Consider the following 25,098-nt stretch of genomic DNA (forward strand, 5'->3'; position numbering starts at 1 on the left):
TTCAAATTTAATTAATGATTATTGTGATCATCTTTGTTCATGTTTTTTTTATCTACTTTTTTCATTTTGCTGTGGTCCATTTGTTTATCCATTTTACTATGGTCCATCATGTCTTTTGATTTTTTAGCTTGTTTCATACATTTTTTCATCATCGCGATAGCAACAGGATCCTTCATATCCATCTTGCTATGATCCATTTTACTGCAATCTGCTTTTTTAGCTTTTTTTACATGCAAACTTGGGTCGTGTGCTGTTGCTGTCATCGATAATGTAATGGCTGGTATTAATACCAAAGCGATTTTACTGACTGTTTTCATTAAGTTTTTTTTCATGATTTACTCCTACGTAAATAGTTAAGGTTTTCTAGGTAAATTTATTAAATGCAATATTATTTGCTTCAACATTTTTGTTATTAATAGCTTCATATCTTGGTTGCTGTAATTTTTATCGATGACGAACGCCATAAATAAAATAATGTCGGTAAAACTAGCAAGGTTAGTATCACCGCACTCAACATGCCGCCAACCATAGGGGCTGCAATACGGCTCATCACTTCAGAACCTGTGCCAGTGCCATATAAAATAGGTAATAATCCAACAATTATAGCTGCAGCCGTCATCATCACTGGGCGCACACGCATACCCGCGCCATGCAACACGGCTTGAAATAAGTCTTCTTTGGTCGTGGTAATATCTTTTAAGCTATGTTCATCTAACATCGCTTTATAAGCTTGGTTTAAATACACCAACATAATAACGCCAATTTCTACCGCCACTCCTGCCAGCGCGATAAAACCGACACCTACCGCCACAGAGAAGTTAAAACCTTCTAAATACATCAACCAAATACTGCCAACCATAGCTAACGGCAGAGTACCCATAATCATTGCCACTTCAATTACATTTCTAAAGTTAAGGTAAAGTAGTATCACGATAATAAATAAGGTTAATGGCACCACATAAGCTAACTTGGCTTTTGCGCGCTGCATATATTCGTATTGTCCTGCCCAAGTAATTGAGTAACCCGCGGGTAGCACTAATTGATCAGTGACCACTTTCTGTGCGGCTTCAACATAAGTGCCGACATCAACACCTTCAATATCAACAAAAGCCCAACCATTTAAACGGGCATTTTCAGATTTGATACCCGGAGGTCCATCTTCAATATAAATATTGGCAACATCGCCTAAGGCAATACGTTGGCCATTTGGCGTAACTATCGGTAATAATGATAACTGCTCTGGAGAGTCACGATAGTCTTGTGGGTAACGCACATTGACTGGATAACGCTCTAAACCCTCAACGGTTTGAGTAACGTTCATGCCACCAACAGCGGTTGCTACTACTTGTTGAATTTCAGCGATATTCAAACCATAACGAGCCGCTTTCGCGCGCTGAATATCCACTTTTATATATCGACCACCCGCTACACGTTCTGAATAAACTGATGCTGTACCTGGTACGACTTTTAATATCACTTCTAACTGTTGACCAATATCTTGAATAACCGATAAATCAGGCCCCGCCACTTTTATGCCAACTGGGGTTTTTATACCTGTTGCTAGCATATCAATACGGGTTTTTATTGGCATAACCCAAGCATTAGTCACCCCAGGGAGTTTCACTAAAGCGTCGAGTTCTTGTTTCAAACTTTCAGGTGTTACACCTTCACGCCATTGATCATGAGGCTTAAACTGAATAAAGGTTTCTATCATGGTTAAGGGCGCAGGATCCGTTGCGGTTTCAGCACGGCCTACTTTACCAAATACAGTTTTTACTTCTGGCACTGTTTTAATCAGTTTGTCAGTTTGTTGTAGCAGTTGACGAGCCTGACCAATCGATATACCAGGATATGTTGTTGGCATGTACATCAGATCGCCTTCATCGAGTGGGGGTATAAACTCACTACCAATCTTATTAATTGGATATATACCAATACCCAGTACGATTAATGCTGCTAGTAGTGTTATTTTAGGGAAGTTCAATACGGTTTTAAGTGCAGGCATATAGATAAATGTCAAAAATCTATTGACCGGATTTTTATGCTCCGGCAGTACTTTACCGCGAATAAAATAGCCCATTAATACCGGTACTAAGGTTATAGCTAATGCAGCTGATGCTGCCATAGCATAAGTTTTAGTAAATGCTAACGGAGCAAACATACGCCCTTCTTGTGCTTCTAGGGTAAATACTGGTATAAAGCTTACGGTAATAATTAATAAACTAAAGAATAATGCCGGGCCTACTTCACTGGCTGACTCAGCCACTATTTGCCAGCGATTTTCTTTCGTTAACGGGGTTTTTTCCATATGCTTATGCATGTTTTCTATCATAACAATAGCACCATCGATCATCGCCCCTATCGCAATGGCAATACCGCCTAACGACATGATATTGGCGTTAAGACCTTGCAGGTGCATGATAATAAAAGCCGTTAAAATCCCAATAGGTAAACTGATTATTGCGACTAAAGATGAACGGACATGGAATAAGAAAATAATGCAAACTAAGGCAACCACACCAAATTCTTCCAACAACTTATAAGCCAAGTTATCGACTGCTCGTTCTATCAATGCTGAACGGTCATAAACTGGCACTATTTCTACGCCATCAGGTAAGCCTTTTTTAAGCTTTTCAAGCTTGGCTTTTACGCCGTTAATCACTTGCTGAGCGTTTTCGCCAAAGCGCATTACAACAATGCCGCCAACCGTTTCGCCTTCGCCATTGAGTTCTGCAATGCCTCTGCGCATTTGCGGTCCAGTACCAATATTTGCAACATCTTTTAACAGTAACGGGGTACCATTTTGGTTTACACCCAGCGGAATGTTTTCAAGATCGTCAACGCCTGTTATATAGCCTGTAGCTCTGACCATATACTCAGCTTCAGCCATTTCAACGACTGAGGCACCGATTTCCTGATTACCTTGTTTAATGGCAGTTTGAATAAGTGATAGTGGAATACCATAGGCACGTAGTTTTTCTGGATCTACGTTGACTTGATATTGTTTAACCATTCCACCCAGTGCAGTAACTTCTGAGACGCCAGGCACAGTTTGTAATTCAAACTTCAAAAACCAGTCTTGTATACTGCGCAGTTGGCTTAAATCATGTTGGCCTGTTGTATCGGTAAGCGCATATAAATATACCCAACCAACGCCCGTGGCATCAGGACCCAGTTGCGGCCGTGCATCACTGGGTAAGTTAGGCGCAACTTGGCTTAAATATTCAAGTACCCGAGAACGTGCCCAGTAAAGGTCGGTATCTTCATCGAAAATAACGTAAACATAGGAATCACCAAAGAATGAATAACCACGAACGGTCACAGCGCCTGGCACTGATAACATGGCGGTAGTCATCGGATAAGTTACTTGATCTTCAACCACTTGTGGCGCTTGGCCTGGATAGCTTGTTTTAATTATCACTTGCACGTCTGAAAGATCAGGTAGTGCATCAATCGGTGTTTTGCTAACTGAATATAAACCCGCGCCTACTAAAAGCATGGTTGCTAGCAAGACAAAGAAACGGTTACCAATCGACCATCGAATAATAGCAGTAATCATATTTTATTTACTCCTAATTAGTGGTTTGAGTGGTCAACAGGCGATTCTTCAACAGAAGATTCAACACTTGATTTATCACCATCTAACAATGGCGAAATGTCAGTAATAATGAAATTTCCATCACGTATTTCAAAAGTAAATGTCACCTCCATGCCTTTGTTGAAACTAGCTAAACTCACGCTTTCATCGGTAATAAAATCTACTGTTGCAGCCGGTCTATTCCATTTTGCTATCGCTGAACGACTGATATTAATCATGCCATGGTCAACCATAAGTGAATTTATTGTGCCTGTTACTGTTGCAGAACTTACTTCGTCAACTTGCGGTTTGTCCATTGCCATTGAAGTGCTTTGATCAGGAATGTGAATGTTAGTGATTATATAATCGGCTTCGGCCGTTTTACTCACTTCAACATGTAAACTTAGTCCTACTTTGAGGAGCGAAAAGTCGATAGTATCAATGGCAATAAAGTCCATCACCATTTCAGGCCAACTCCATTCAGGAATAGCTTCATGCGAAAGTGATAACATCTTATGTTCTGCCATTAAACTTTCTACTTTAGCTTGCACCCAAACCGATACGGGTGCTAATTGCTCATCATCTGATTTATTACTATACATGCGTTTAAAATCAGAAGACTTACTCGACTCTGAATCCAATAAAAATTGCGCCGAACTCACAACTTTTTCGCCTGCTCTAAGTCCGGTAAGTATTTCAACGCTTTCACTGTCATATCGGCCAACAGTTACGGCAATAGACTTAAAGCTGCCCTCACCTAATGCCAGCACAACTCGGTCTTGTTTACCTGTTCTGATCAATGCTTCAGTTGGGATCAGTAGTGCTTTTTCATCACCTGAAGTATGAATGACTATTTGCGCAAACATATTAGGTTTAAAGGCACCATCTTCATTACTAAAACGTGAACGCACTTTAACCGTGCGAGTTTTAGCATCAAGCGTTGGGTAGATAAAATCTACTTGTCCTTGCCATGTTTTGCCGGGCAAATAATCTAAAGTCATGGTAACCTCTGTGCCCTTTTTAACTTGATTGGCTTGTCTTTCAAATACTTCTGTTTCAAGCCAAACTTCAGACAGGTCGCCAATGGACAATAACGTTGTACCTGGCTTAACAAAAAAACCTTCTCGTATATTTAAGGTTTCTACAACACCATTTTGCGGCGCATAAAAGGTGATTTTTTGCTGAACTTTCTTAGTTTTAATCAGTTTTTCGATAGCCGAACTGGGAAGTAGCAACGCCTTTAATCTATTTTCGGCGGCATTGATTAGCTGACGATTATCACGGCTTAATGCCAATAACAATTCTTCTTGAGCATTGACTAACTCTGGCGAATAAATATCATAAAGGGGGTCATTTTTCTTCACCGTATCACCAACGGCTTTTACATATAGCTTTTCTACCCAACCCTCTACGCGCGGATGTATATGCACGAGTTTTTCTTGATCAAAACTGACATAGCCAACTGTATTTATTTCAAAGTGCAGTGGTTTATATCTTGCTATAACCGTTCTTACTCCTAGGTTATTCACTACATCTGGAGAAATACGAATAGTGCCTTCGCCTTCATCAGGTCCCTTACCACCATCATCATAAACAGGCACTAAGTCCATACCCATGGGTGACTTACCGGCTTTATCTCTTCTATAGTTAGCATCCATGGGTGCAACCCAATAGAGTGGTTTTTCTTCTACTTCGGCAGTCACTGTTTGGTCAGACCCAACTGGCGCCATAAAAGTATAAGCACCAAATGTCAGTATCGAACCAATCACCATACCGACAATTAATGGCTTTATGGGTTTATTTGTCGTATTTGTACTCATTATTTATTTCCCGGAACAACAGCAGTTAGCACGCTATTGTTTACATTTATGTTGTTTAGTGTGGTTGCAGTATTGAGACTGCCGATAAAAAGATAATTAAGTTCTAAACGTATTTTTTGCTCTTCAACATTGAGTGTTAACTCGTCTATTTCGATATTTAGTACGGCAATACGTGAACGAACGACTTCAGAGAAATCGCCAACGTCGTTGGTATAGGCCGATAAAGAAGCTTCAGCTTGGTCATGAATTTGCGGCAGTAATCTTGTTGTATAAAGGTTTTGTCGCTCTTTTAAACGCAGTAATCTACCTTTTGCACTTGAGTAAGCGCCTAGTAATTCCCTGAGTAATAAAATCTTTTCTGTTTTCACCGCTTCTGTTGCAGATACAGCTGATTTAAGCTCATTATCTTGCCTATTATCGGTAAACAGTGGCACATCGAAAGTTACACCGACAGAGAACAAGTCTGCTCTACTGCTTCCCATAGCATCATCGCTGCGATAGCCATAACTTGCGTTTACGCCCCATTCAGGCTTGTATTTTTGCTGCGCTAAATTGATACCTGTTTTAGTCGCATGTATTTTTTTTTCTATCGCCAAAACCGCAGGATGATTAGCAAAGTACTGAACCAATGCCATTGGCTTAAGCCAAGTTTTCTTGGCCACTACATCACCATTAAGTAAGTCAATTTCTGGAAGTTGATGAGTAAGTTCTATGTTATGCAGAGCAAAGTCAGATGCTAATATTGCTTCTTCTACTGAGCTATTTTCGTTAGAAAATTTAGTTAACCATTGAGAAAGCATGCCTTCATAGCGATTTTGCTGTTGTGCCAATAGGCTTAACCTATCTTCTAAACGGGTTAATTCCAGTTGTGCTCGCACAATATCTTGCTGACGAGTTTTACCTAATGCTGATGAATAGCTTACTGTTGCTACATCGACTAACTGCACAAATAGCGACCTGTTCTTTTCAATTAAAGCAATACTTTGCTGAACTCGGTAGGCGTCTAACCATAAACTGCCTACCGTAACCGCAACTTTTGATTCACGGTCTTTTCTTTGAAAGGGAAACCCCTCGCTTTGAATTTTTAGCTGCTGGCTTTTAATATCTAAGCTATCTCCGCGAGGAAACATTTGTGAAATACCTACTTTAGCCTGCGTCATGCCTTCTTGACCAAAGTCAAAGCCATTTAACGGTAGATTTGCCAAACCAATTGACACCTTAGGGTTGGGTAATGTGTTTACTGCATTACTCATCGACTCAATTGCTCTTTGTTTATGCAAATTTCCGGTTAACCAAGGATCATTTTTTTGAGCAGCTTTAATCGCCTTCTCGAAAGATAAAGCTTTGATGTTATTCTTCGCTGGCAATTGTGCAGCACTAACATAAAAAACAGAAATAGCTAAAATTCCAGCACCAAACTTGATATGAAATTTACTATTATCGTTTTGTTTATTCATTAAAACTGTTCCTCATAAGATTGAACATTGGCATAAGTTTCATAGCTGCCATTTTGCTTTAAAAGTAAAACTTTATAGGGCTGAAACTTGTTTTCAACTTCCATACCTGGTGTGCCTACAGGCATAGCCGGAACTGACAAACCGATAACATCATCCTTGTGTGTTTCTTGCATAAATTGGTGAATAAATTTTGCTGGTACATGTCCTTCAAAGACGTATCCTTCATTTGAAATTGCGGTATGACAAGAGCGGTATCTCGGCTCTATGCCTTTCTCGTCTTTAATCGCTGGAAAATCATCAAAGCTGTGAACTTTTGATGCAAAGCCATTATCATTAATGTGACTGATCCATTTTTTACAGCAACCACAAGAAGGACTTTTATATACATCGAGAACAACTTTTTGCGGCATCACTTTTGGTGGTTCAATAACCTGAGTAATAGCTTGGTCGTCTGAGCAACTGGCAAGTGAAAATACTACAACAAAGGTAGTGATAACTTTTAACGTAAATTTATTTGAAAACATAACCCACCCAATTGGATGTTAAACTTTTAATTAATTAGGTTTTTATTGATTAGGTTAGATAAGTATTTTCTACAAATGCGAACTCAAAAAAGCCTAATACAGAGTGTAAAATATAAATGAGCCAAATTTTGGGCGCACTTATTCTGTAGTTAGCTTAATATTGGAGGACGATATAGTGAGGTCAGTTTCTGGCTTAGCGCCAAACGAGAATGGGAAAGTATTTTAGCTGAATTATCAAGGATTGGGCTATTACTTACATGCTTGATTAACGCAGCAATACTTGAACAACCACCGGCAAAACAGTTACATATTTTATTACAACACTCTTCAGTTGCATCAGTTGAGTCAGTTAAACTATCATCAGATTCGCTGGCCATATTATGGTTACTGTGATCCATCATGGACATATTTTGTGACAGTGATTGTACTTCTACTTGGCTACTCATACTCTTCATACCACTCATTCCAGCCATACCCATCATGTGGTAAGACATAATAGTAGACGCCATTGCTTGGCCCACGAAGGACAAACATATAAGCAATACCATTATTGTTTTAGAGTAGTTTAAAGTCACGCGTAACTAATAAAATATTATAATCAGCCTGAATAATCGCATACCTACTGCTTATATTCAATGATCAAGATCAAAGCTTGTCGGATAAAATTCAATAACTTCATTTATTTAAGCTTTACTGTAGATATGTACGAATAGATAAATAGATTGCTCTATAGCTTGTCACCTTTATTTAGCAATTTATTCACCATCAAATTATATAAAAAGTAACTGGCATTAAATTTAGGTATTAAACAAACAACAAATTAAGTGAAAAATCAGCAAATCTTAAGTTTGGTCTGTTATCTTGTCATTATTACATTTGTATATTGCAGGTTACTCTTGAAAGTTTTAATAATAGAGGATTCAACTTCTCTGCGAAGAAGCTTAAAAATTGGCTTATCAAACTTAGGCTATACCGTTGATGACACCGGAGACGGTTCTGAGGGGTTAAGCATGGCGTTAGCTGGAGACTATTCTCTACTTATTCTTGATTTAATGCTCCCTTCTGTTGATGGTACTGCCATATTAAAAGCTATTCGAAAAGCCAATAAAGATCTTCGGGTGTTAATTCTATCGGCACGAGATCTCACCGAAGATAAAGTTCAAGGCCTACTTAACGGCGCTGACGATTACCTCACTAAACCTTTTTCATTTGATGAGTTACATGTTCGTTTACTTTGCTTAATGCGCAGAGGGTCTTTAAAAGTCAGTGATAGTAAAATTAATATTGGCTTGTTTTCATTAGACCTGCACTTAAAGCAATTGTTTTGTGATGGCGTAGATGCCAATTTAACGCCCAATGAGTATAAGTTGGTTGAGTGTTTATTCACCAATCAAGCTAAAGTAATATCGCCTGAAAAGTTAAGTGAATATTTAGCCGGTCAATATGATGCCGTTGCGAAAAATTCCATCGAAGCACATTTATCTACGGCGAGAAAAAAAGTTAAATTACTCGGGCATGATTTGCCCATTAAAACCAAGCGTGGCTTCGGCTATTTTTGTTGAGACCCATCAATGATTTCGATTAAGAAAAAATTAAGCCGTTATTTATCAATTTCAGTGTCTATTTTATTGGTGTCCATTTTTTTGCTCACTGACATTGCTGTAGATACTTGGATCAGTGGCGAATTTGATCGTGCTATGGTCAACAAAGTAGGATTACTCACCACATTAGTCAGCGAAGATACCCACGAGATTGACTTTGATTTTGCCGATGAATTTATGCCTGAATTTTCTGGTGTAAATGATCCTGAATATTTTCAATTATGGCTAGATAATAAGATATTTGAACGTTCTAAAACGCTTGAACTTTTTGATATTAATGAATTACCGAAAGTAGAACTTGGCAAAAAACACTCACTAATTACTGACATAACCTTACCTGACGGTCGCTCAGGGAAAATGCTTTTTACAAAATTCAAACCACAAATAGATAGCGATGTTCGAGAAGATAATGGCATTGCCATAGCGCAGTTTTCTAAAGAGCAAAAAACGATGGAGCTAGCGTATGCCATTAGCACCGAAGGTTTAAATCAAATACTATGGTTTGTAGATATAATTTTTATATTTACCTCAATTACCGCTATTATCGCGGTCAGGATCATTGTATTTAATGTCGTTGAACGTGGTTTAAAACCTATAGAACAACTTAATCGTGAACTTAAGCAAATTAATTTAAATTCTGAAGTCAGCAAGATAAATACCAATAACTTGCCAGAAGAACTCATTACCATTGCCCATGGCATTAACCACTTTATCAGTGAAAACAAAGTGCTTTATTCCAGAGAAAAAAGAATTACCTCAGATATAGCTCACGAATTAAAAACCCCAATTGCAGAATTATTAAACTTAAGTGAAGTAGCGATAAAATTTCCTCATGAAAAACAATTATCGGAAAGCTTTAAGGTAGATGTACTTGCGATTACTGAACGTTTACGCAACATTGTAAATGGCATATTGCTACTGCAAAAAAGCACAAACAAAGCTACGTTAGAAAAACAACCAGTCGACTTGGAAATACTGTTCAGCTCAGTAATTGTAATGGAAAACAAAGCGAATAGAGCCATTAACTTTAACTTTGATAAAACCTGTGGGATGGTTAATACCAATGATTTTGCCTTAACTACCGTATTATCAAACCTTATCAACAATGCCTTGTACTATAGCCCCTCGTCGACTCCAATAACGATTAACGTTGAGCCTTATTCAGACAATAATCAAGTAATGATACAAATAACTAATACCTGTGAACATGATTATTCTGAATCAGATCTAGCCTTGTTTTTTGAACCTCTATGGCAAAAAGATTCGTCACGCACTTCAGGAGAAAGATATGGATTGGGTTTAGCTATTGTTAAATCTTATAGTGAAAACATTTCCGCGGATTTGAATGTAGTAATGTCAAAAGAAAAAGAAATAACCTTCACTATTATATTATGATCAGCAGTAGCTATTTACTGTTCCACACTATCAATAATAACGAGTAACGGTTGGAGTACTCAGCCTTAGTTATTCTTTATTCAATTTTAAGTTTAAGTTTAAGTTTAAGTTTAATCTAAGCTAATAATCAGTTTACGCTAAGCCTTTCTTAAGTTTAGTTACTTAACATATAAACACTTATCAATAGGGGTTTATATGACATATTTTCTTAAACTTATTCCAATTTTAATCGTTGTAGTTTCTGCCACGAATCCAATAAAGTCGATGGCTAATACCGTCAACTTTATTCAAAAAGACATCAGACATCTTAACTTTGAACATTCCAATGAATACTTAATATTCCTAAACAATTGTGCAAAATTATCATCAACGTACTCAAGTAAAGCTAGTGTTATCTACCTCGATATTATACACCCCATATTCTCTATTCCTAATGTAAATAACAATGCATTGCTCTTAAAAGATCAATTCTTATACTTAGTCGTATAAAATGAAGAAAATTATCTTCTATTTTAAAGATTTAACCATAACAACCAACCAGTTGTTATTCTTTACCTCTTGCTATATCGCACTGGTTTTAAATCTGCCATTTTTAACAAAAGCGACCAAAGTGATTACCGCGTTAGATAATTATAATGCGTTGTTTTTAATGTCATTGCCAATATTTCTATTATCTTTAACCATTATAATTCAAGGCCTATTCTCGTTTCGCTGGCTGACTAAACCTTTGCTTATTACCACGGTAATTATTTCATCACTTATATTTTACGGCACAATTACTTACGGTATCGTTTTTGATTACGGCATGGTACAAAATACGATTGAAACAGACTCAGCCGAAGCGCTTTCTTACGTTAACTTGCCCGGCACTTTATTTTTTATATTTTTTGGCGTCTTACCGTCATTTATAATCTACAAGGTAAAGTTAACTTATAAGCCATTTTTCAAAGAATTGTTAAGCCGTATAAAAGTTATTACCTTCAGCTTTGGTGTCGCGCTTTTAATCGCGAGTATATTTTATTCAAACTATGCTTCGGTTGGCAGAAACAATAAAGACCTACTAGGTTACATTACGCCTTATAAAATGCTCGACGCGTCATATAAGTTTGTCCGAAATCATTATTTTTATCCTCCGTTAAAGTTTAAGGTCTTAGATACAGCTCCTTCCATAATGCGTGATAGTTCTCGCAAGCATGTCAGAGTTATGGTGTTAGGAGAAACAGCGCGGGCGCAAAGTTTTTCGCTTAATGGTTATACTAAACCGACCAACCAATATACTGAAAAACAAGGAGTAATATCGTTTTCAAATATGAGCTCATGCGGCACAGCAACGGCTGTTTCAGTGCCTTGTATGTTCTCAAGGTTAAGTAAAGATAACTACAGCAAACGCACGGCAACGGCTCAACAAAATGCTATAGACTTGATTCATTTAGCCGGTGCGGATGTATTATGGATCAGCAATAATAACGGCAGTTGCAAAGGGGTGTGTACCCGTGTAAAAACCATACAAGTCGATACCGATAAGTCTAACCCTTTATGTGATGGTGAGTATTGTTATGATGAAGCGCTATTAATACCTTTAAAAGTAAAACTTAATACCCTAAGCCATGAAAATACACTCATTGTTTTACATATGATAGGTTCTCATGGGCCGACATATTTTAAACGATACCCGAAAGACAAAAGCCTTTTCACGCCAGACTGTCAACGCAGTGATATTCAAAACTGTAGCCAAGAACAACTTATTAATACTTACGACAATACTATTGCGTATACAGATCTTGTTCTGTCAAAAATTATTAATGAATTAAGTACTTTAGATAAAAAAGATAATATCGAATCATCATTACTTTATATATCAGATCATGGTGAATCATTAGGTGAAAGAGGTGTTTATTTACATGGCCTACCTTATGCTTTTGCACCCGATGAACAAACTCATGTACCTATGCTCTATTGGAGTGATTCAGTACAAACTGATTTTAATACAAAATGCTTAAGTGCGTTATCAAAATCACCGATAAGTCATGATAACGTTTTTGATACCTTGCTCAGTATTATGTCAGTTAAAACAAAAGCCTATCATATTGAAAGTGATCCATTTATTGACTGTAAATCCGAGCATGCTATAGCACGCACCACGCCATCACCCACATTAAACATGGAGATAATAGACTAGTGTTTGACAATATAAATAAGCCTAAGGGCATAAAAAGAATAGTATTAGCATCGTTGAACTCATTCAGAGCCTTTAAATGGTTATATCAGAATGAATCAGCATTTAGGCAGGAGTTATTGCTACTGCTTATTGCCATTCCCGTTTCTTTTGTTTTTGATGTTAGCAGCCAAGAACAAGTTATGTTAATACTCGCCGTACTGTTCATACTTTTTACCGAGATCATCAATACCGCCATTGAAGCCGTTGTCGACCGAATTGGTTTAGAGATTCACCCTTTATCAGGTCTGGCAAAAGATTTAGGCTCTGCGGCCGTATTTATCAGCTTAATTGTTGCCAGTAGTATTTGGCTCGTAATATTGCTTTAACATAGGCTTGATTTGTAACTTGTGTTTAAATGGGCTTAGCTCATTTTCAGTTTAAATTAAGCGTTTCTTAAGTTTCGTTTATTAAAGTAGCATCGTGTTCTATTAGCGGTATTAATATCGATGTTTAAAGCTACGCTCAATTTATTACGACCCTTTGTCTTATTTTCTCTCCTGTTAGTTTTGACCTTGTTCATTGCTAGAGTGGGGTTAGGTCTATGGCAAATTGCGCGTTTCAATGATGTTAACAGTATCGTTACCTTACTTATTCATGGTTTTAGAATTGATTTAAGCACCCTTGGATACCTGCTAATATTACCTGCCATACTTCATCCATGGTTTATGTTTTCTAAGTACCATAAGCCTTGGCTTAAGGTGTTAAAGGTAATGTTTTTCATTATCTTTATCTGTGTCCTATTTTTTGAATTAACTACGCCTGCATTTATTAATGAATATGGTTTTAGGCCGAATCGATTATTCATTGAATATTTAGCTTACCCTAATGAAGTCATGAAAATGTTATTCAACGGTCACTTACTTACCCTAGTCGTGGTTTTCTCACTGTTAATACTATCCTGTAAACCTTTTTGGAAACTTTTAAATAAAGTTTTTGCCGCAAAAACATCACAAAATTCAATATCGTTTCAATCAGCTGCTGTGGCGTTTATTACTTTGTTTTTTGTACTAGCACTTAGTGCTAGAGGTACTATTGGTCATCGTCCTATTAATCCGTCATTAGTCTATTTTTCTACTGACCCCTTAGTTAATTCATTAACGCTAAATTCTATCTATAGTGTTGCACATGCCTATAAACAGCTAGGCGATGAAAAAAACGCTTCAAAACTTTACGGTAAAATGACCACTGAAAAGATTATTTCACTTGTTCAACAAGCCACAGGTTTAAGCCCGCAAGCTTTTACAAATAAAGCACAACCATCTTTGGCTTCACGTTCATCTATCTATAGAGGTAAACCTAAAAATCTGGTTATTATCTTAGAAGAAAGTTTAGGCGCTCAATATGTATCATTACTAGGCGGGCTTCCCCTCACGCCCGAAATTAATAAACTAAATAACCAGGGTTGGGCATTCAAAAATTTATATGCCACAGGTACACGTTCTGTTCGGGGAATTGAAGCGGTAATTACTGGCTTTACGCCAACACCAGCAAGAGCTGTAGTTAAACTTGATAAATCTCAAAATGGCTTCTTCACTATCGCAAGTTTACTGGCAAAACATGATTACACAACCCAGTTTATTTATGGCGGCGAAAGTCATTTTGACAATATGAAAAGCTTTTTTTTAGGTAATGGCTTCGCTGATATTGTGGACTTTAAAGATATTGAAAATCCTCAATTTGTGGGCTCGTGGGGGGCTAGTGACGAAGACTTATTCAACCAGGCTGATATTGAGTTAACTAAACTCCAGCAGAATCAGAAACCTTTCTTTAGTTATATTTTCTCATCTAGTAATCATGATCCCTTTGAGATCCCAGATGGCGTCGTAACGCCTATTGAATATACCGCAGAGCAATTAAGTCAATATGATGAAAAAGAATTATCACGCCATAAAGCGATTCAATACGCTGATTATGCCTTGGGTAAATTTATCGCTAAAGCAAAACAGCAGCCATACTGGCAAGACACAATATTTTTGGTGGTTGCAGATCATGACGCAAGAGCTTTAGGTAATGAACTTGTACCCATTAAAAACTTTCATATCCCTGGGGTTATTCTTAATTCTACCAAACAGTCTTTTTCTGATGAGCGAATTGTCAGTCAAATCGATTTAGCACCAACACTTTTATCATTAATGGGTATTAGTAATTACTCACCAATGCTCGGATATGACCTTAACAACCCCAATGTTTCTGAGCGCGCTATGATGCAATATGCTGATAATTTCGCTTATATGAAAAATGACGAAGTGACTATTTTACAACCACAAAAAAGTCCGATGAATTTCAGTTATGATTTTAAAGAAAAAAAACTGACACCTAAAAAGCTCGATAAAGCATTAGCTGAAGTCGCTTTAGCCCATGTTTTATGGGGAAGTTTAGCTTATGAAAATGAATGGTATGCTAGTGAGCAAGAAGAAGAAACATTAACAAGTAGCTTGCGATAATAGCAAAGTCTTACTTTAAGCAAAGTGGGGAAGTTGTATTCCCCCCTTAAATACTCTGCGGCTGAAAAACATTGTTTACAATACCAAGGCTTTGAATTACAAAAATCACCCGTTTAAACGGCGCTATTTGTACTGGCAAGTTGGATAATTATTGCGATATATACAAAAATACCCAGCTCCTATAAATAACGTTAGTGAATACCGCAGCCTTTAAGAATAATTTGTGTCAGTGAAGTCACCACAGCTTCGAAATCATCATCATCCATAGATTCTTTATCAAGGGCCGCAACCACCTGCACATTAAAGTCGGCGTAATGTTGGGTAGAGCTCCAAATTAAGAAGAGTAAATGATGGGGGTTTACCTTATCAATTAAGCCTTGTTTGATCCAAGATTCAATAACCGTAACCTTGCTGTTTAACCACACTTTAAAATTATTGTTAAGATACTCGGCTAAAACCGGTGCGCCATGAATTAATTCACTGGCAAATATTCTTGAGGCATCAGGATCATTTTTGGAGTGCATTACCTTGGCTCGAATGTAAGCACTGAGCACTTTTTTGGGATCATTATCTATGGTTAACGTGTCGTAGTCGCTATTCCACACCGCAATTATATTATTAAGTAGTTGCTGATATAAGTCTGTTTTGTCTTGAAAGTAATAATGAATATTAGCGCGAGCAATATTCGCGCGTTCGGCTATACGCTTAATAGACGCGCCTTTAAAACCATAAGTAGCAAACTCTTTCTTTGCTGCTTCAAAGATAATAGCTTTATTTTTTTGTCGAATACTACCTTCTAACACTTTATCTTTACTCACAACAATTCCCATTAAAAATAAAATTTACTGCATATAACACAAGCAAACATTTGATAAAGTAGGCAGTTAATATAACGGCCTAAAAACACATCAAACATTTGTAGCTGAGTCTTATATAAATTTAGCTTAAGTCTATTTAAGACAATTTAGTCCTATTTTAACTTGGCTAACCAAATCGCTAAGTTAGTACGCTCTTCGTCTGTCATTTGGGTTTTATTCATAAATGGCATATCTTTAGCGTCAATGACACGTGCTTGAATGCGCGGTGCCCATTGTTTAATGGTCTCAATATCAGAAAATACAATACCTGCTGGTGCTATGGTAAATATATCGTCTGTAGGTTGTTCTGCATGACAAGTGCCACAGCGTTGCTCGATTATTTGTGTTACTTGCGCATTAGTGACTACTTGTTGCTGCTGCTCTGCACTTATTTCAACTTTGCGCGGTGCAATAGATACTGCTAAAACAATCGTAGCAATTATTGATGCTACTAATATTAGTGGCTTTTGTTTACCAAAATGGCGTAAAACAAAGTATTGGCGAACGGCGGCAGTGATTAAGATAATAGCAATTAATATTAACCAGTTAGCACTATGATTAAAGGTCATTGGATAATGATTAGAAATCATAATAAAAAGGATGGGTAAGGTGGTGTAAGTGTTATGTGTCGAGCGAACTTTCGCGTTTAAACCATATGCTGGATCTGGCGCTTTCCCCTCTTCAACGGCTTTAACTAAGGCACGTTGTGACGGCATAATGCCGAAAAATACGTTACCTGCCATGATGGTACCAATGATAGCGCCCATGTGTATGTAGGCACCACGTGCACTAAATATTTGCGTTAAACCATAAGATAAAGCTGTCGCTACCACAATTAAGATCAAGCCTAAAATAATGCCATGGTTTCTCAGCTTAGTACGAACTAAAAATTCGTAAATACCTACGCCAACAACAATAGAACCAATGCCTAATAAAATGGCTTGCATCTGTGATAGATCCGCAACGCGTTTATCAATTAAATAAGATTCTGCACCCACGTAAAACATAAGTGATAATAATAAAAATCCGGTGATCCATGTGGTGTATGCTTCCCACTTGAACCAGTGTAATGTCGTTGGGATTTTCGGTGGTGCAAGTTTGTATTTGGCCACTTCATAAAAACCTCCGCCGTGAATAGCCCAAAGATCGCCGCCAATACCTTTATCCGCTTTCTCTTGCGGTGGTGTTTCTAAATGATTATCTAACCATACAAAATAAAAAGAAGCACCTATCCAGGCGATGCCGGTAACAAGGTGAGCAAATCGAATGACTAAATTTAGCCATTCATTAAGATACGGATCCATAATATTCCTTAGTGTTCAAATTCGTTAATTTTTAAATTTTTTGTTTATTATTATTTAAGCCTAAGCAAGTCATTTAAACTCGCTCACCCATAATATGAGTCGCTTTAACATGGCGTTCATCGCCCAACATGCTCAATATGAATAGTTTTTCTGAGAGGGTTTTACAATGTTGCATACGTCTATCCATGAGTGGAGTGGCATGATAATCCAAAACAATAAAGTCGGCTTCTGCGCCTTTAATGAAATTACCTATGGTTCCTTCAAGATCTAAAGCAATGGCTCCGCCTAAAGTGGCTAAAAAGAGCGATTTAAATGGGCTGAGTTTATCGCCGCGAAGTTGCTGAGTTTTATAACCTTCATTGATTGTACTTAGCATAGAAAAAGTGGTACCCGCACCAATATCACTTCCTAAACCCACATTAACGTCAAATTTTTCGGCCTGTTGGAGATTAAACAAACCGCTGCCTAAAAATAAGTTTGAACTTGGACAAAAGGCAATGGCAGAGTCTGTTTCACTTAAACGTTGGCATTCACTGTCATGCAAATGCACGCCATGGGCAAAAACACTACGACGACCGAGTAATTTACTTTTATCATAAACATCTAAATAGCCGTCACTGTCTGGGAAAATCTCTTCTACCCAAGCAATTTCTGCTTTATTTTCACTTAAATGCGTATGCAAATAAACGCTAGGATTTTCAGCTAGCAACTGCCCTGCTTTATTTAATTGTTCAGTTGAACAGGTAGGCGCAAATCTAGGTGTGATAGCATATTGTAAACGATCGATATTATGCCATTTTTCAATTAATGCTTTACTGTCGTCATAACCACTTTGCGCTGTGTCAGATAAATAATCAGGGCAATTTTGATCCATCAACACTTTGCCACAAATCATGCGGAGTTTTTTCTGTTGAGCAATAGTGAAAAATGCTTCTACTGACTCTTTATGTACAGTACCAAAAACTAAAGCTGTAGTGGTACCCGCCTCAAGTAGTTGTGTTAAAAAGAATTCTGCCACTTTTTTGCCATGCTCTACATCAGAGAATTGACGTTCAAATGGAAAAGTATAGTTTTCTAACCACTCCAGTAATTGTTCACCGTATGAGGCGATCATTTCTGTTTGCGGGTAATGGACATGGGTATCGATAAAACCCGGCATCATTAAACCACTTTCATAGTGGATAACTTCAACACTGCTATCTAACGTAGCAAGCAACTCTTTTGCTTCGCCAATTTGATCAACTAGCCCATCTTTAATAATGAGTAGCCCATCTTCGATATATTGATAACTGTCTTGCAGAGCTACTTTGGCAGGATCAGCCAAAAAATGCAGTAACTCGCCGCGATATACTTTCAACATTATTTATTACCTTCTGATTTATCTATTATATTTGTACAGCTAGTGCCGATATTTATGGTTAAATAAGTGAGTAAACTTAAACTATTAATAAGCTTTACTCTTGATTAACGGTTAGCGAAGTTTAACTTTCTGCAATCACAATAGAGCCATCTAATTCAAGTACATCACAGTTATCACCTTTACCACCTCGATCAACAACTAAAAAGTCACTTTCACCGCCAAGTGCTAAACAGAAATGATGCCAAGTGCCTTTGTGATAGTTAACACCTTGGTCTGAATTTGCGATAAATATTTCTAGCTTATTCACGTTAAAATCACCTGCGGGGGCAACTACCACTAAATATGGGTTTTGGCCCATAGGAATGAAGGCTTGGCTACCGTGTGGATGACGTTCCATCATTTTAATCGCAATAGGTTGCGCTAGTGGTGTTGAGCGAAATATATTGATAATGGCGTGACCGGCATTATCACTAACATCAATGTTAGCTAGATCATGATAACGCTGGGTATAACCATCGTTAATTTCAATTATTTTCGCTTCAGCGTTGGCTTCAATAACATCACCAAAGGCACTGAATGCGGCATTTGTTAATGGCTTTGGTGTAATTGTATTTATTTTGTTAGTCATGGTAATTTCTTATTTTAATTTGTTGTTAACTACCACGGTATGTTGAATAACCAAATGCCGTTAATAACAATGGAATATGGTAATGACTGGCGCTACCATCAAGTTCGAAAACAATATCAACAAAAGGGTAAAAACCTTGCTCTTTATTCGCGTTAAAATAAGGTTTAGTCGCAAAATGCATACGATATACACCCGCAGCAAGCACTACATCATCCGCTAACAAACCAGCGATGCGACCGTCGGCATTAGTAAAACCTGTCGCTAACTCATTCCAACCATCATGAGTTTGGGCAAACAAGGTAATAGGTAAGTTTTTCGCTGGTAAGCCGCGAGTCGTATCAAGCACATGAGTGGTTATTTGGCTCATATTAATTTCTCTAAACGTAAATGGAATATTTTGCGCTGCTCTTCAGCCGCATTAGCCAGTTCAGTGGCTTTATCGTTCGGTAAGCGCTCTTGAAGTAACTCGACCATTTGCGCCGCACTCTTACCTGTTGCACAAACAATAAAAATAAAGCCAAACTTTTCTAAGTAATCTGCGTTACCTTGCGATAATGACTTAATAACTTGTTCGGTTGCTTCACTCACTGAACTTTGTTCGCCACTAGCAAGCTCTTTAGTATTGGCATATTTAGCTCTTAACGTATCAACATTGCCAATTTGAGGGTGACCTTCAAACGCTTCTAAATAATCTGCTTCATCAAGACCTTGCCAAGCTATGTCAGCTTTGGTTTTTAGGTCTTGCTTATCAGCGAAAGGACGCGCCTTAACCATACCTGCTACCCAAGTTGCTGATGTACAGCATTGCATAAAAATATGGCTAGTTTCATCGACGGTTAACTCATTTAATTGTGCTAAATTCATCATATTCCCTGTTAAATTATTTTATGTAAATATGTTTCGCGATAACTGGCTAAGTCATTATTAATAATGTTTTACTCATCAATTTATAAGCTCACGCAATAACTATATTACTCTCTTTATTTGTACTTTCTAACGTAAAAATATTTCACATTGTAAAACGGTATTAATTAAAATTTATGAAATAATAAGGTATGGATTATCTATAACTTGATAGACACACCTAGAACAAAATCTCACGTTAATCGGTGTTAAGTAATTGTTTGAATTCTTTCCAATGAATACCCTGCTGCGTTTTAGGGCGGCTTTTGTTCAGTGAGCTTGACAACGAATTATTCTGGTTGGTTTGTTCAGCCTGTTGATTTAATAACGCTATTTTTTCTTGTTCAGCTTGATATATATTAATAATTTCTGCTGACACAGACACTGCCACTTCCATGGGTAATTTACCGCCAACTTGTGATAAACCAATTGGGCAATTCATTCTAGCGACTTGCTGTTCATCAATATCTCGATGTTTATAACGCTGTTTAAATCTACGCCATTTTGTGTCCGAGGCAATTAAGCCTAAATAATGAAAATCTGCGCGTTTTAAAATCGCTTGTGATATTTCAAAATCCATTTGATGGTTATGTGTCATGACAATAAAGTAGCTATTTTCTGGCATGCTCGCTATTTCAAATTCAGGCGCATCACTGACCACTTTATGAACATTATTATAAATTTCAGCATTTACCGGGAACTGCTCTGCGCGACTGTCTACCCAAGTTACTTTACACGGCAACTGCGCTAATATTGGTATTAATGCCTTGCCAACATGGCCGGCACCAAACAACATAATATTAACGCCAGTAGCTGCAAAGCATTCAAACAATACCGTCGTATTGCCACCACAACATTGGCCTAAATTGCTGCCTAATTGAAAGTGCTCGATATGCTGACAACTTTTACCGCTAGCCAGCATTTTTTTCGCATATTTAATCGCTTTATGTTCAAGGTGACCACCGCCAATAGTGTCAAAAATATCATCACTGCTGATCACCATTTTTGTGCCGCTATTTCTTGGTGTTGAGCCTGAAACCCCAACCAATGTCACTAAGACATAGGCTTGGCCTTGTTTGCTCAACTTATAACTCGCGCTGCTCCAGTTTGATGTCATAATTATTTACCTAAGTTTGCGCACTGTCCTTCATGGCCTCAACTGCCCAAAGCACACGTTCAGGCGTTGCAGGCGTATCAAGTGCCGGACTTAATTTGTAGTCAGATACGCTTGATATTGCATCTTTGAGTGCCGACCAAACCGATATGCCCAACATAAATGGCGGTTCACCAACCGCTTTCGAATTATAAATCGTTTGCTCTCGATTAGGATCGTCTGGCACCAAATCGACTCTGAAATCGCTTGGTGTGTCGCTAATTGCAGGAATTTTATAAGTAGCAGGGTTATTCGATAACAATCGACCTTGCTCATTCCAAACCAACTCTTCGGTTGTTAACCAACCCATACCTTGAATAAACGCACCTTCTATTTGGCCAATATCAATGGCTGGATTCAATGACTGACCCACGTCATGCAAAATGTCAGCGCGTAATAATTTGTATTCACCGGTTAAGGTATCAATTAATACTTCAGATACTGCCGCCCCCGTTGAGTAATAGAAAAACGGTCGACCTATCCCCGTAGCGCGATCAAAATGAATTTTTGGTGTTTTATAAAAACCTGTTGACGAAAGTGAAACTCGGCCCATATAGGCTTGCTGAACAAACTCAGCGAATGAGAAGGTTTCTGCCCCCACTAATACTTGGCCTTCTTTAAAGCTAACTTCGGTTTCGTTTACGTTATATTTTTCACAAGCAAAGGCGATTAAACGTGCTTTGATAGTTTGAGCCGCCGCTTGTGCCGCTTTACCATTTAAGTCGGTGCCTGATGACGCCGCCGTTGGTGAGGTATTAGGTACTTTATCGGTACGCGTGGCAGACACGCCAACGGTATCAACATCAACTTGAAATTCTTCGGCAACAATTTGCGCCACTTTAGTATATAAACCTTGGCCCATTTCAGTGCCGCCATGGTTTAAATGAATAGTGCCATCAGTATAAATATGTACTAATGCCCCGGCTTGGTTCAAATGCTGTACGGTAAATGAAATACCAAATTTAACGGGTGTTAAGGCAATGCCCTTTTTTAAAATAGTATTTTCAATATTGAACTGACTAATGCTTTCTCTGCGAGCTTGGTAATCTGAACTTTGCTCTAATGAGGAAATTAATTCCGCCATTTTATTATGTTCAACAGTTTGATGATAATGGGTGACGTTGCGATCATCTTTACCGTATAAATTTATTTTACGAATATCTAACGGATCTTTACCTAGATATCGTGCAATATCGTCCATCACCATTTCAATGGTCATCATACCTTGTGGTCCGCCAAAACCACGATAAGCGGTATGCGAAACGGTATTTAATTTACACCGATTACCGGTGACCGTTGCTTGATCTAAAAAGTAGGCATTGTCAGAATGGAACATAGCTCTATCAACAATGGCATCTGACAAATCAGGTGAATAACCACAGTTACCATTTACCTCGATATTAATGCCTTTAATTTGCCCGTTACTATCAAAACCAACGTGGTAGTTATTTTCAAACGGATGGCGTTTACCTGTCATGCACATATCGTCTGAACGGCTAAGTTTAAACTTAACCGGACGTTTTGTTACATTGGATAAAAGTGCAGCTAGACAAGCCCATGGTGCAGCTTGGGTTTCTTTACCACCAAAACCTCCCCCCATTCGGCGCGTATCAACGATAACTTTATTCAGTGGAATATCGAGCACTTCAGCCACTAACTTTTGTACTTCACTCGGGTGTTGTGATGATGAAAATACGGTCATGCCGCCATCTTCGGTAGGCTCAGCCGTTGAAACTTGTCCTTCAAGATAAAAATGCTCTTGACCACCGACTGTAATTTCACCTGATAGCTGATGCTCAGCTTGATCAATCGCGGCTCCAGAATCTCCGCGCTTCATGGTAAATGGCGGGCGAACAAAGTTTTGCTTTGCTAATGCATCTTTTACGGTTAATACCGCAGGAAGCTCTTCATATTCAATTTTGGCCAGTTTAACAGCTCGTCTAGCCAAGTCATGACTGGTGGCAGCTACCGCAAATATAGGCTGGCCGACATAATCAACTTTGCCAATGGCAAGTACTGGATCGCCTGGAAATACGGGTCCGATATCTGTGTGTCCCGGAACATCTTCTACGGTGATCAAAGCTACTACGCCTTCTGCCGCTTTTACTGCCGATAAGTCGATACTTTTAATGAGGCCGTGCGCAATGGTACTTTGACCTGCAGCTGCATGTAATTGCCCACGCAGGCTTGGTCTATCATCAATATATAATGCTTCACCACTGACGTGCTTGTCGGCGCTTTCGTGCTTTTTCGAGCGACCAACTCCGCCTTGACCGACTGAAGCTAATTCATTATTTATATTCTCGTTAGAGTGTTTTGTGTCTATAAGATTACGCATAATTAACTACCCGAGTTTCAATATTTTTACTTTGTAATTCCAAGTAACACTTATGGATTAAGTTTTGTGCCACTTTCATGCGATATTTATCGGAAGCGCGCACATCAGACATAGGTTTAAAGTCTTGCGTTAATGCCAGTTGCGCTGCAGTAATGCTTTCACCATTGAATGTGTTATTTAGCAAGGCTGCTTCACATTGCTTAGCACGCATTGGAATGCCCGCCATGCCCCCGAAGGCAATTCGAACATTGGTGACAATATTGTCTTTAAGTTCGATATTAAAGGCCGCTAAAACCGCTGAGATGTCGTCATCAATGCGCTTAGAAATTTTGTAAACTTTCAATACTTGGTCAGGCTTAGACTTAGGTATATAAATATTTTTGATAAATTCAGACGCTTTTAATACCGTTTTTTTGTAATCAACAAAGAAGTCTTCTACGGCTATTTTTCGCTCACTGTCACCGTGTTGCAAGGTTATTTCTGCTCCTAAAGCAATTAGCGCTGGCGGCATATCACCAATGGGAGAGGCATTACCAATATTGCCACCTAAAGTGCCATTATTTCGAATTTGCCTTGAACCAATACGTTCAATCATTTCGCCAAGCTCATGATATTCATTATGTAACATAGGAGTAAATTCACTATAAGGTACTGCTGAACCGATAATAAACTCTTCGGCGTTATTCTCTAAAGTATGCAGTTCAGCTACATCACCCAAATAAACAAGATCTTCAATGGTGGCTAAGTTTTGTGTCACGGTTAGCGCTAAATCGGTAGCACCGGCAACTAAAGTTGCTTTCGGGTTTGCTAGTAACTTTTCAGCCAATTCTGCGGTGGTTTTCGGTGCAAAGTAACAATGATGAGCATTAGCAAGTTTGGCTGATGGTAATGTTTTAAAATCATTCAACTGCTGTACTGTTTGGTTATAATGTTGAGAAAATGAATCAGCTTCACTGTGTTCACTGGATGCTAAAGCCGCATCGATAATAGAGCGATATCCTGTACAACGGCATAGATTACCAGCGAGTGCTTCTAAAACCTCAGCTCGATTTGGCTTGCTGTTATGCTTGTGTAGTGCAAATGAGGACATAACAAAACCTGGTGTACAAAATCCACATTGCGAACCATGATGATCCACCATAGATTGCTGTACATGATGTAATTGAGCACCTTGCTTTAGGTGCTCAACAGTAATAAGTTGCTTGCCATGCAAACTGCCGAAAAAACTAATACATGCATTTATCGATTTATAATTAAGTGTTTGATTATCTTTTGCCAACTCAGCAATGACAACCGTACAAGCACCACAATCTCCAGAGGAACACCCTTCTTTCGTGCCATTTTTAAAACGCTCTTCACGTAAATACTGTAGAACAGTTAAATTGGGATCAATGTTTTCTATCTTTACAACGTCGTTGTTTAATAGGAATTGAACTGAACTTAAGGTCATAATGAGGTCCGTTTTTAATCTTTTGACATTTGTGGATGCTGAATTGGTATCAAATATATCAGAATAAAA

21 protein-coding genes are annotated in these 25,098 nt (G+C 38.2%); 6 read left to right on the forward strand and 15 right to left on the reverse strand.

What is annotated here, in order from left to right; translation table 11 throughout:
• Positions 1 to 11: 11 nt before the first annotated feature.
• The 6 genes from H4J38_RS10910 to H4J38_RS10935 form a co-directional block, all read right to left on the reverse strand.
• Complete coding sequence (locus tag H4J38_RS10910; protein ID WP_182131808.1) at positions 12 to 332, reverse strand: hypothetical protein; 321 nt, start codon at positions 330 to 332, stop codon at positions 12 to 14.
• An 89-nt stretch (positions 333 to 421) separates the two neighbouring features.
• A complete protein-coding gene (locus H4J38_RS10915) occupies positions 422 to 3,559 on the reverse strand; it encodes an efflux RND transporter permease subunit (RefSeq protein ID WP_182131809.1) in 3,138 nt (1,045 codons plus the stop codon).
• A gap of 17 nt (positions 3,560 to 3,576) precedes the next feature.
• Positions 3,577 to 5,397 carry an efflux RND transporter periplasmic adaptor subunit gene (locus H4J38_RS10920; RefSeq protein WP_182131810.1) on the reverse strand — a complete coding sequence of 607 codons (1,821 nt, stop codon included), beginning with the start codon at positions 5,395 to 5,397 and terminating at the stop codon, positions 3,577 to 3,579.
• Positions 5,397 to 6,854 carry a TolC family protein gene (locus tag H4J38_RS10925; RefSeq protein ID WP_182131811.1) on the reverse strand — a complete coding sequence of 486 codons (1,458 nt, stop codon included), beginning with the start codon at positions 6,852 to 6,854 and terminating at the stop codon, positions 5,397 to 5,399. Before H4J38_RS10925 ends, H4J38_RS10920 begins: the two co-directional genes overlap by 1 nt.
• Positions 6,854 to 7,378, reverse strand: a complete 525-nt coding sequence (locus H4J38_RS10930; protein WP_182131812.1) for a DUF411 domain-containing protein — start codon at positions 7,376 to 7,378, stop codon at positions 6,854 to 6,856. The genes H4J38_RS10925 and H4J38_RS10930 overlap by 1 nt, the downstream gene beginning before the upstream one ends.
• A gap of 149 nt (positions 7,379 to 7,527) precedes the next feature.
• Positions 7,528 to 7,887, reverse strand: a complete 360-nt coding sequence (locus tag H4J38_RS10935) for a hypothetical protein (protein WP_259365490.1) — start codon at positions 7,885 to 7,887, stop codon at positions 7,528 to 7,530.
• Between the two features lie 387 nt (positions 7,888 to 8,274).
• Here H4J38_RS10935 and H4J38_RS10940 point away from each other — a divergent pair, with 387 nt between their 5' ends.
• The 6 genes from H4J38_RS10940 to H4J38_RS10965 all read left to right on the forward strand — a co-directional run bounded on the left by H4J38_RS10940 (position 8,275) and on the right by H4J38_RS10965 (position 15,036).
• Positions 8,275 to 8,940, forward strand: a complete 666-nt coding sequence (locus H4J38_RS10940) for a response regulator transcription factor (protein ID WP_182131814.1) — start codon at positions 8,275 to 8,277, stop codon at positions 8,938 to 8,940.
• Between the two features lie 9 nt (positions 8,941 to 8,949).
• On the forward strand, positions 8,950 to 10,374 hold the full coding sequence (locus H4J38_RS10945; protein ID WP_182131815.1) for a HAMP domain-containing sensor histidine kinase: 1,425 nt from the start codon (positions 8,950 to 8,952) through the stop codon (positions 10,372 to 10,374).
• A 195-nt stretch (positions 10,375 to 10,569) separates the two neighbouring features.
• Positions 10,570 to 10,863, forward strand: a complete 294-nt coding sequence (locus H4J38_RS10950; protein ID WP_182131816.1) for a hypothetical protein — start codon at positions 10,570 to 10,572, stop codon at positions 10,861 to 10,863.
• Position 10,864: 1 nt separating this feature from the next.
• Positions 10,865 to 12,553, forward strand: coding sequence for a phosphoethanolamine transferase (locus tag H4J38_RS10955; RefSeq protein ID WP_182131817.1), 1,689 nt, complete (start codon positions 10,865 to 10,867; stop codon positions 12,551 to 12,553).
• Positions 12,553 to 12,918, forward strand: a complete 366-nt coding sequence (locus H4J38_RS10960) for a diacylglycerol kinase (protein ID WP_182131818.1) — start codon at positions 12,553 to 12,555, stop codon at positions 12,916 to 12,918. The genes H4J38_RS10955 and H4J38_RS10960 overlap by 1 nt, the downstream gene beginning before the upstream one ends.
• A gap of 120 nt (positions 12,919 to 13,038) precedes the next feature.
• Positions 13,039 to 15,036, forward strand: coding sequence for an LTA synthase family protein (locus H4J38_RS10965; RefSeq protein ID WP_182131819.1), 1,998 nt, complete (start codon positions 13,039 to 13,041; stop codon positions 15,034 to 15,036).
• A gap of 191 nt (positions 15,037 to 15,227) precedes the next feature.
• Here H4J38_RS10965 and H4J38_RS10970 read toward each other — a convergent pair whose 3' ends face one another.
• From H4J38_RS10970 to xdhA, 9 genes are all read right to left on the reverse strand, one after another.
• Positions 15,228 to 15,854, reverse strand: a complete 627-nt coding sequence (locus H4J38_RS10970) for a TetR/AcrR family transcriptional regulator (protein WP_310733469.1) — start codon at positions 15,852 to 15,854, stop codon at positions 15,228 to 15,230.
• A gap of 152 nt (positions 15,855 to 16,006) precedes the next feature.
• The gene (locus tag H4J38_RS10975; RefSeq protein WP_182131821.1) at positions 16,007 to 17,197 is read right to left on the reverse strand and encodes a urate hydroxylase PuuD; all 1,191 of its coding nucleotides are present in this window, start codon (positions 17,195 to 17,197) and stop codon (positions 16,007 to 16,009) included.
• A gap of 73 nt (positions 17,198 to 17,270) precedes the next feature.
• The gene (gene guaD, locus H4J38_RS10980; protein WP_182131822.1) at positions 17,271 to 18,557 is read right to left on the reverse strand and encodes a guanine deaminase; all 1,287 of its coding nucleotides are present in this window, start codon (positions 18,555 to 18,557) and stop codon (positions 17,271 to 17,273) included.
• Positions 18,558 to 18,678: 121 nt separating this feature from the next.
• Positions 18,679 to 19,173: an ureidoglycolate lyase gene (locus H4J38_RS10985; RefSeq protein WP_310733470.1), complete on the reverse strand. Its 495-nt coding sequence runs from the start codon at positions 19,171 to 19,173 to the stop codon at positions 18,679 to 18,681.
• A 37-nt stretch (positions 19,174 to 19,210) separates the two neighbouring features.
• A complete protein-coding gene (gene uraH, locus H4J38_RS10990; protein WP_182131824.1) occupies positions 19,211 to 19,552 on the reverse strand; it encodes a hydroxyisourate hydrolase in 342 nt (113 codons plus the stop codon).
• Complete coding sequence (gene uraD, locus H4J38_RS10995; RefSeq protein WP_182131906.1) at positions 19,549 to 20,049, reverse strand: 2-oxo-4-hydroxy-4-carboxy-5-ureidoimidazoline decarboxylase; 501 nt, start codon at positions 20,047 to 20,049, stop codon at positions 19,549 to 19,551. The genes uraH and uraD overlap by 4 nt, the downstream gene beginning before the upstream one ends.
• A 238-nt stretch (positions 20,050 to 20,287) precedes the next feature.
• Entirely contained in the window at positions 20,288 to 21,205 is a 918-nt protein-coding gene (gene xdhC / locus H4J38_RS11000) for a xanthine dehydrogenase accessory protein XdhC (protein ID WP_182131825.1), read from the reverse strand.
• Positions 21,206 to 21,215: 10 nt separating this feature from the next.
• Positions 21,216 to 23,579 (reverse strand): xanthine dehydrogenase molybdopterin binding subunit, encoded by a 2,364-nt coding sequence (xdhB, locus tag H4J38_RS11005; RefSeq protein ID WP_182131826.1) that lies wholly within the window; start codon positions 23,577 to 23,579, stop codon positions 21,216 to 21,218.
• A complete protein-coding gene (xdhA, locus tag H4J38_RS11010; RefSeq protein WP_182131827.1) occupies positions 23,572 to 25,029 on the reverse strand; it encodes a xanthine dehydrogenase small subunit in 1,458 nt (485 codons plus the stop codon). The genes xdhB and xdhA overlap by 8 nt, the downstream gene beginning before the upstream one ends.
• Between the last annotated feature and the right edge of the window lie 69 nt (positions 25,030 to 25,098).

Source organism: Colwellia sp. BRX10-3 (genome assembly GCF_014077505.1).
Lineage (GTDB): Bacteria > Pseudomonadota > Gammaproteobacteria > Enterobacterales > Alteromonadaceae > Cognaticolwellia.

What these genes read in the sequence shown, in the direction of transcription:
- H4J38_RS10910 (WP_182131808.1), bottom strand. Translation starts at nt 332, where the DNA reads ATGAAAAAAAACTTAATGAAAACAGTCAGTAAAATCGCTTTGGTATTA.
- H4J38_RS10915 (WP_182131809.1), bottom strand. Translation starts at nt 3,559, where the DNA reads ATGATTACTGCTATTATTCGATGGTCGATTGGTAACCGTTTCTTTGTC.
- H4J38_RS10920 (WP_182131810.1), bottom strand. Translation starts at nt 5,397, where the DNA reads ATGAGTACAAATACGACAAATAAACCCATAAAGCCATTAATTGTCGGT.
- H4J38_RS10925 (WP_182131811.1), bottom strand. Translation starts at nt 6,854, where the DNA reads ATGAATAAACAAAACGATAATAGTAAATTTCATATCAAGTTTGGTGCT.
- H4J38_RS10930 (WP_182131812.1), bottom strand. Translation starts at nt 7,378, where the DNA reads ATGTTTTCAAATAAATTTACGTTAAAAGTTATCACTACCTTTGTTGTA.
- H4J38_RS10935 (WP_259365490.1), bottom strand. Translation starts at nt 7,887, where the DNA reads ATGGCGTCTACTATTATGTCTTACCACATGATGGGTATGGCTGGAATG.
- H4J38_RS10945 (WP_182131815.1), top strand. Translation starts at nt 8,950, where the DNA reads ATGATTTCGATTAAGAAAAAATTAAGCCGTTATTTATCAATTTCAGTG.
- H4J38_RS10950 (WP_182131816.1), top strand. Translation starts at nt 10,570, where the DNA reads ATGACATATTTTCTTAAACTTATTCCAATTTTAATCGTTGTAGTTTCT.
- H4J38_RS10955 (WP_182131817.1), top strand. Translation starts at nt 10,865, where the DNA reads ATGAAGAAAATTATCTTCTATTTTAAAGATTTAACCATAACAACCAAC.
- H4J38_RS10965 (WP_182131819.1), top strand. Translation starts at nt 13,039, where the DNA reads ATGTTTAAAGCTACGCTCAATTTATTACGACCCTTTGTCTTATTTTCT.
- H4J38_RS10975 (WP_182131821.1), bottom strand. Translation starts at nt 17,197, where the DNA reads ATGGATCCGTATCTTAATGAATGGCTAAATTTAGTCATTCGATTTGCT.
- guaD (WP_182131822.1), bottom strand. Translation starts at nt 18,557, where the DNA reads ATGTTGAAAGTATATCGCGGCGAGTTACTGCATTTTTTGGCTGATCCT.
- uraH (WP_182131824.1), bottom strand. Translation starts at nt 19,552, where the DNA reads ATGAGCCAAATAACCACTCATGTGCTTGATACGACTCGCGGCTTACCA.
- uraD (WP_182131906.1), bottom strand. Translation starts at nt 20,049, where the DNA reads ATGAATTTAGCACAATTAAATGAGTTAACCGTCGATGAAACTAGCCAT.
- xdhC (WP_182131825.1), bottom strand. Translation starts at nt 21,205, where the DNA reads ATGACATCAAACTGGAGCAGCGCGAGTTATAAGTTGAGCAAACAAGGC.
- xdhB (WP_182131826.1), bottom strand. Translation starts at nt 23,579, where the DNA reads ATGCGTAATCTTATAGACACAAAACACTCTAACGAGAATATAAATAAT.
- xdhA (WP_182131827.1), bottom strand. Translation starts at nt 25,029, where the DNA reads ATGACCTTAAGTTCAGTTCAATTCCTATTAAACAACGACGTTGTAAAG.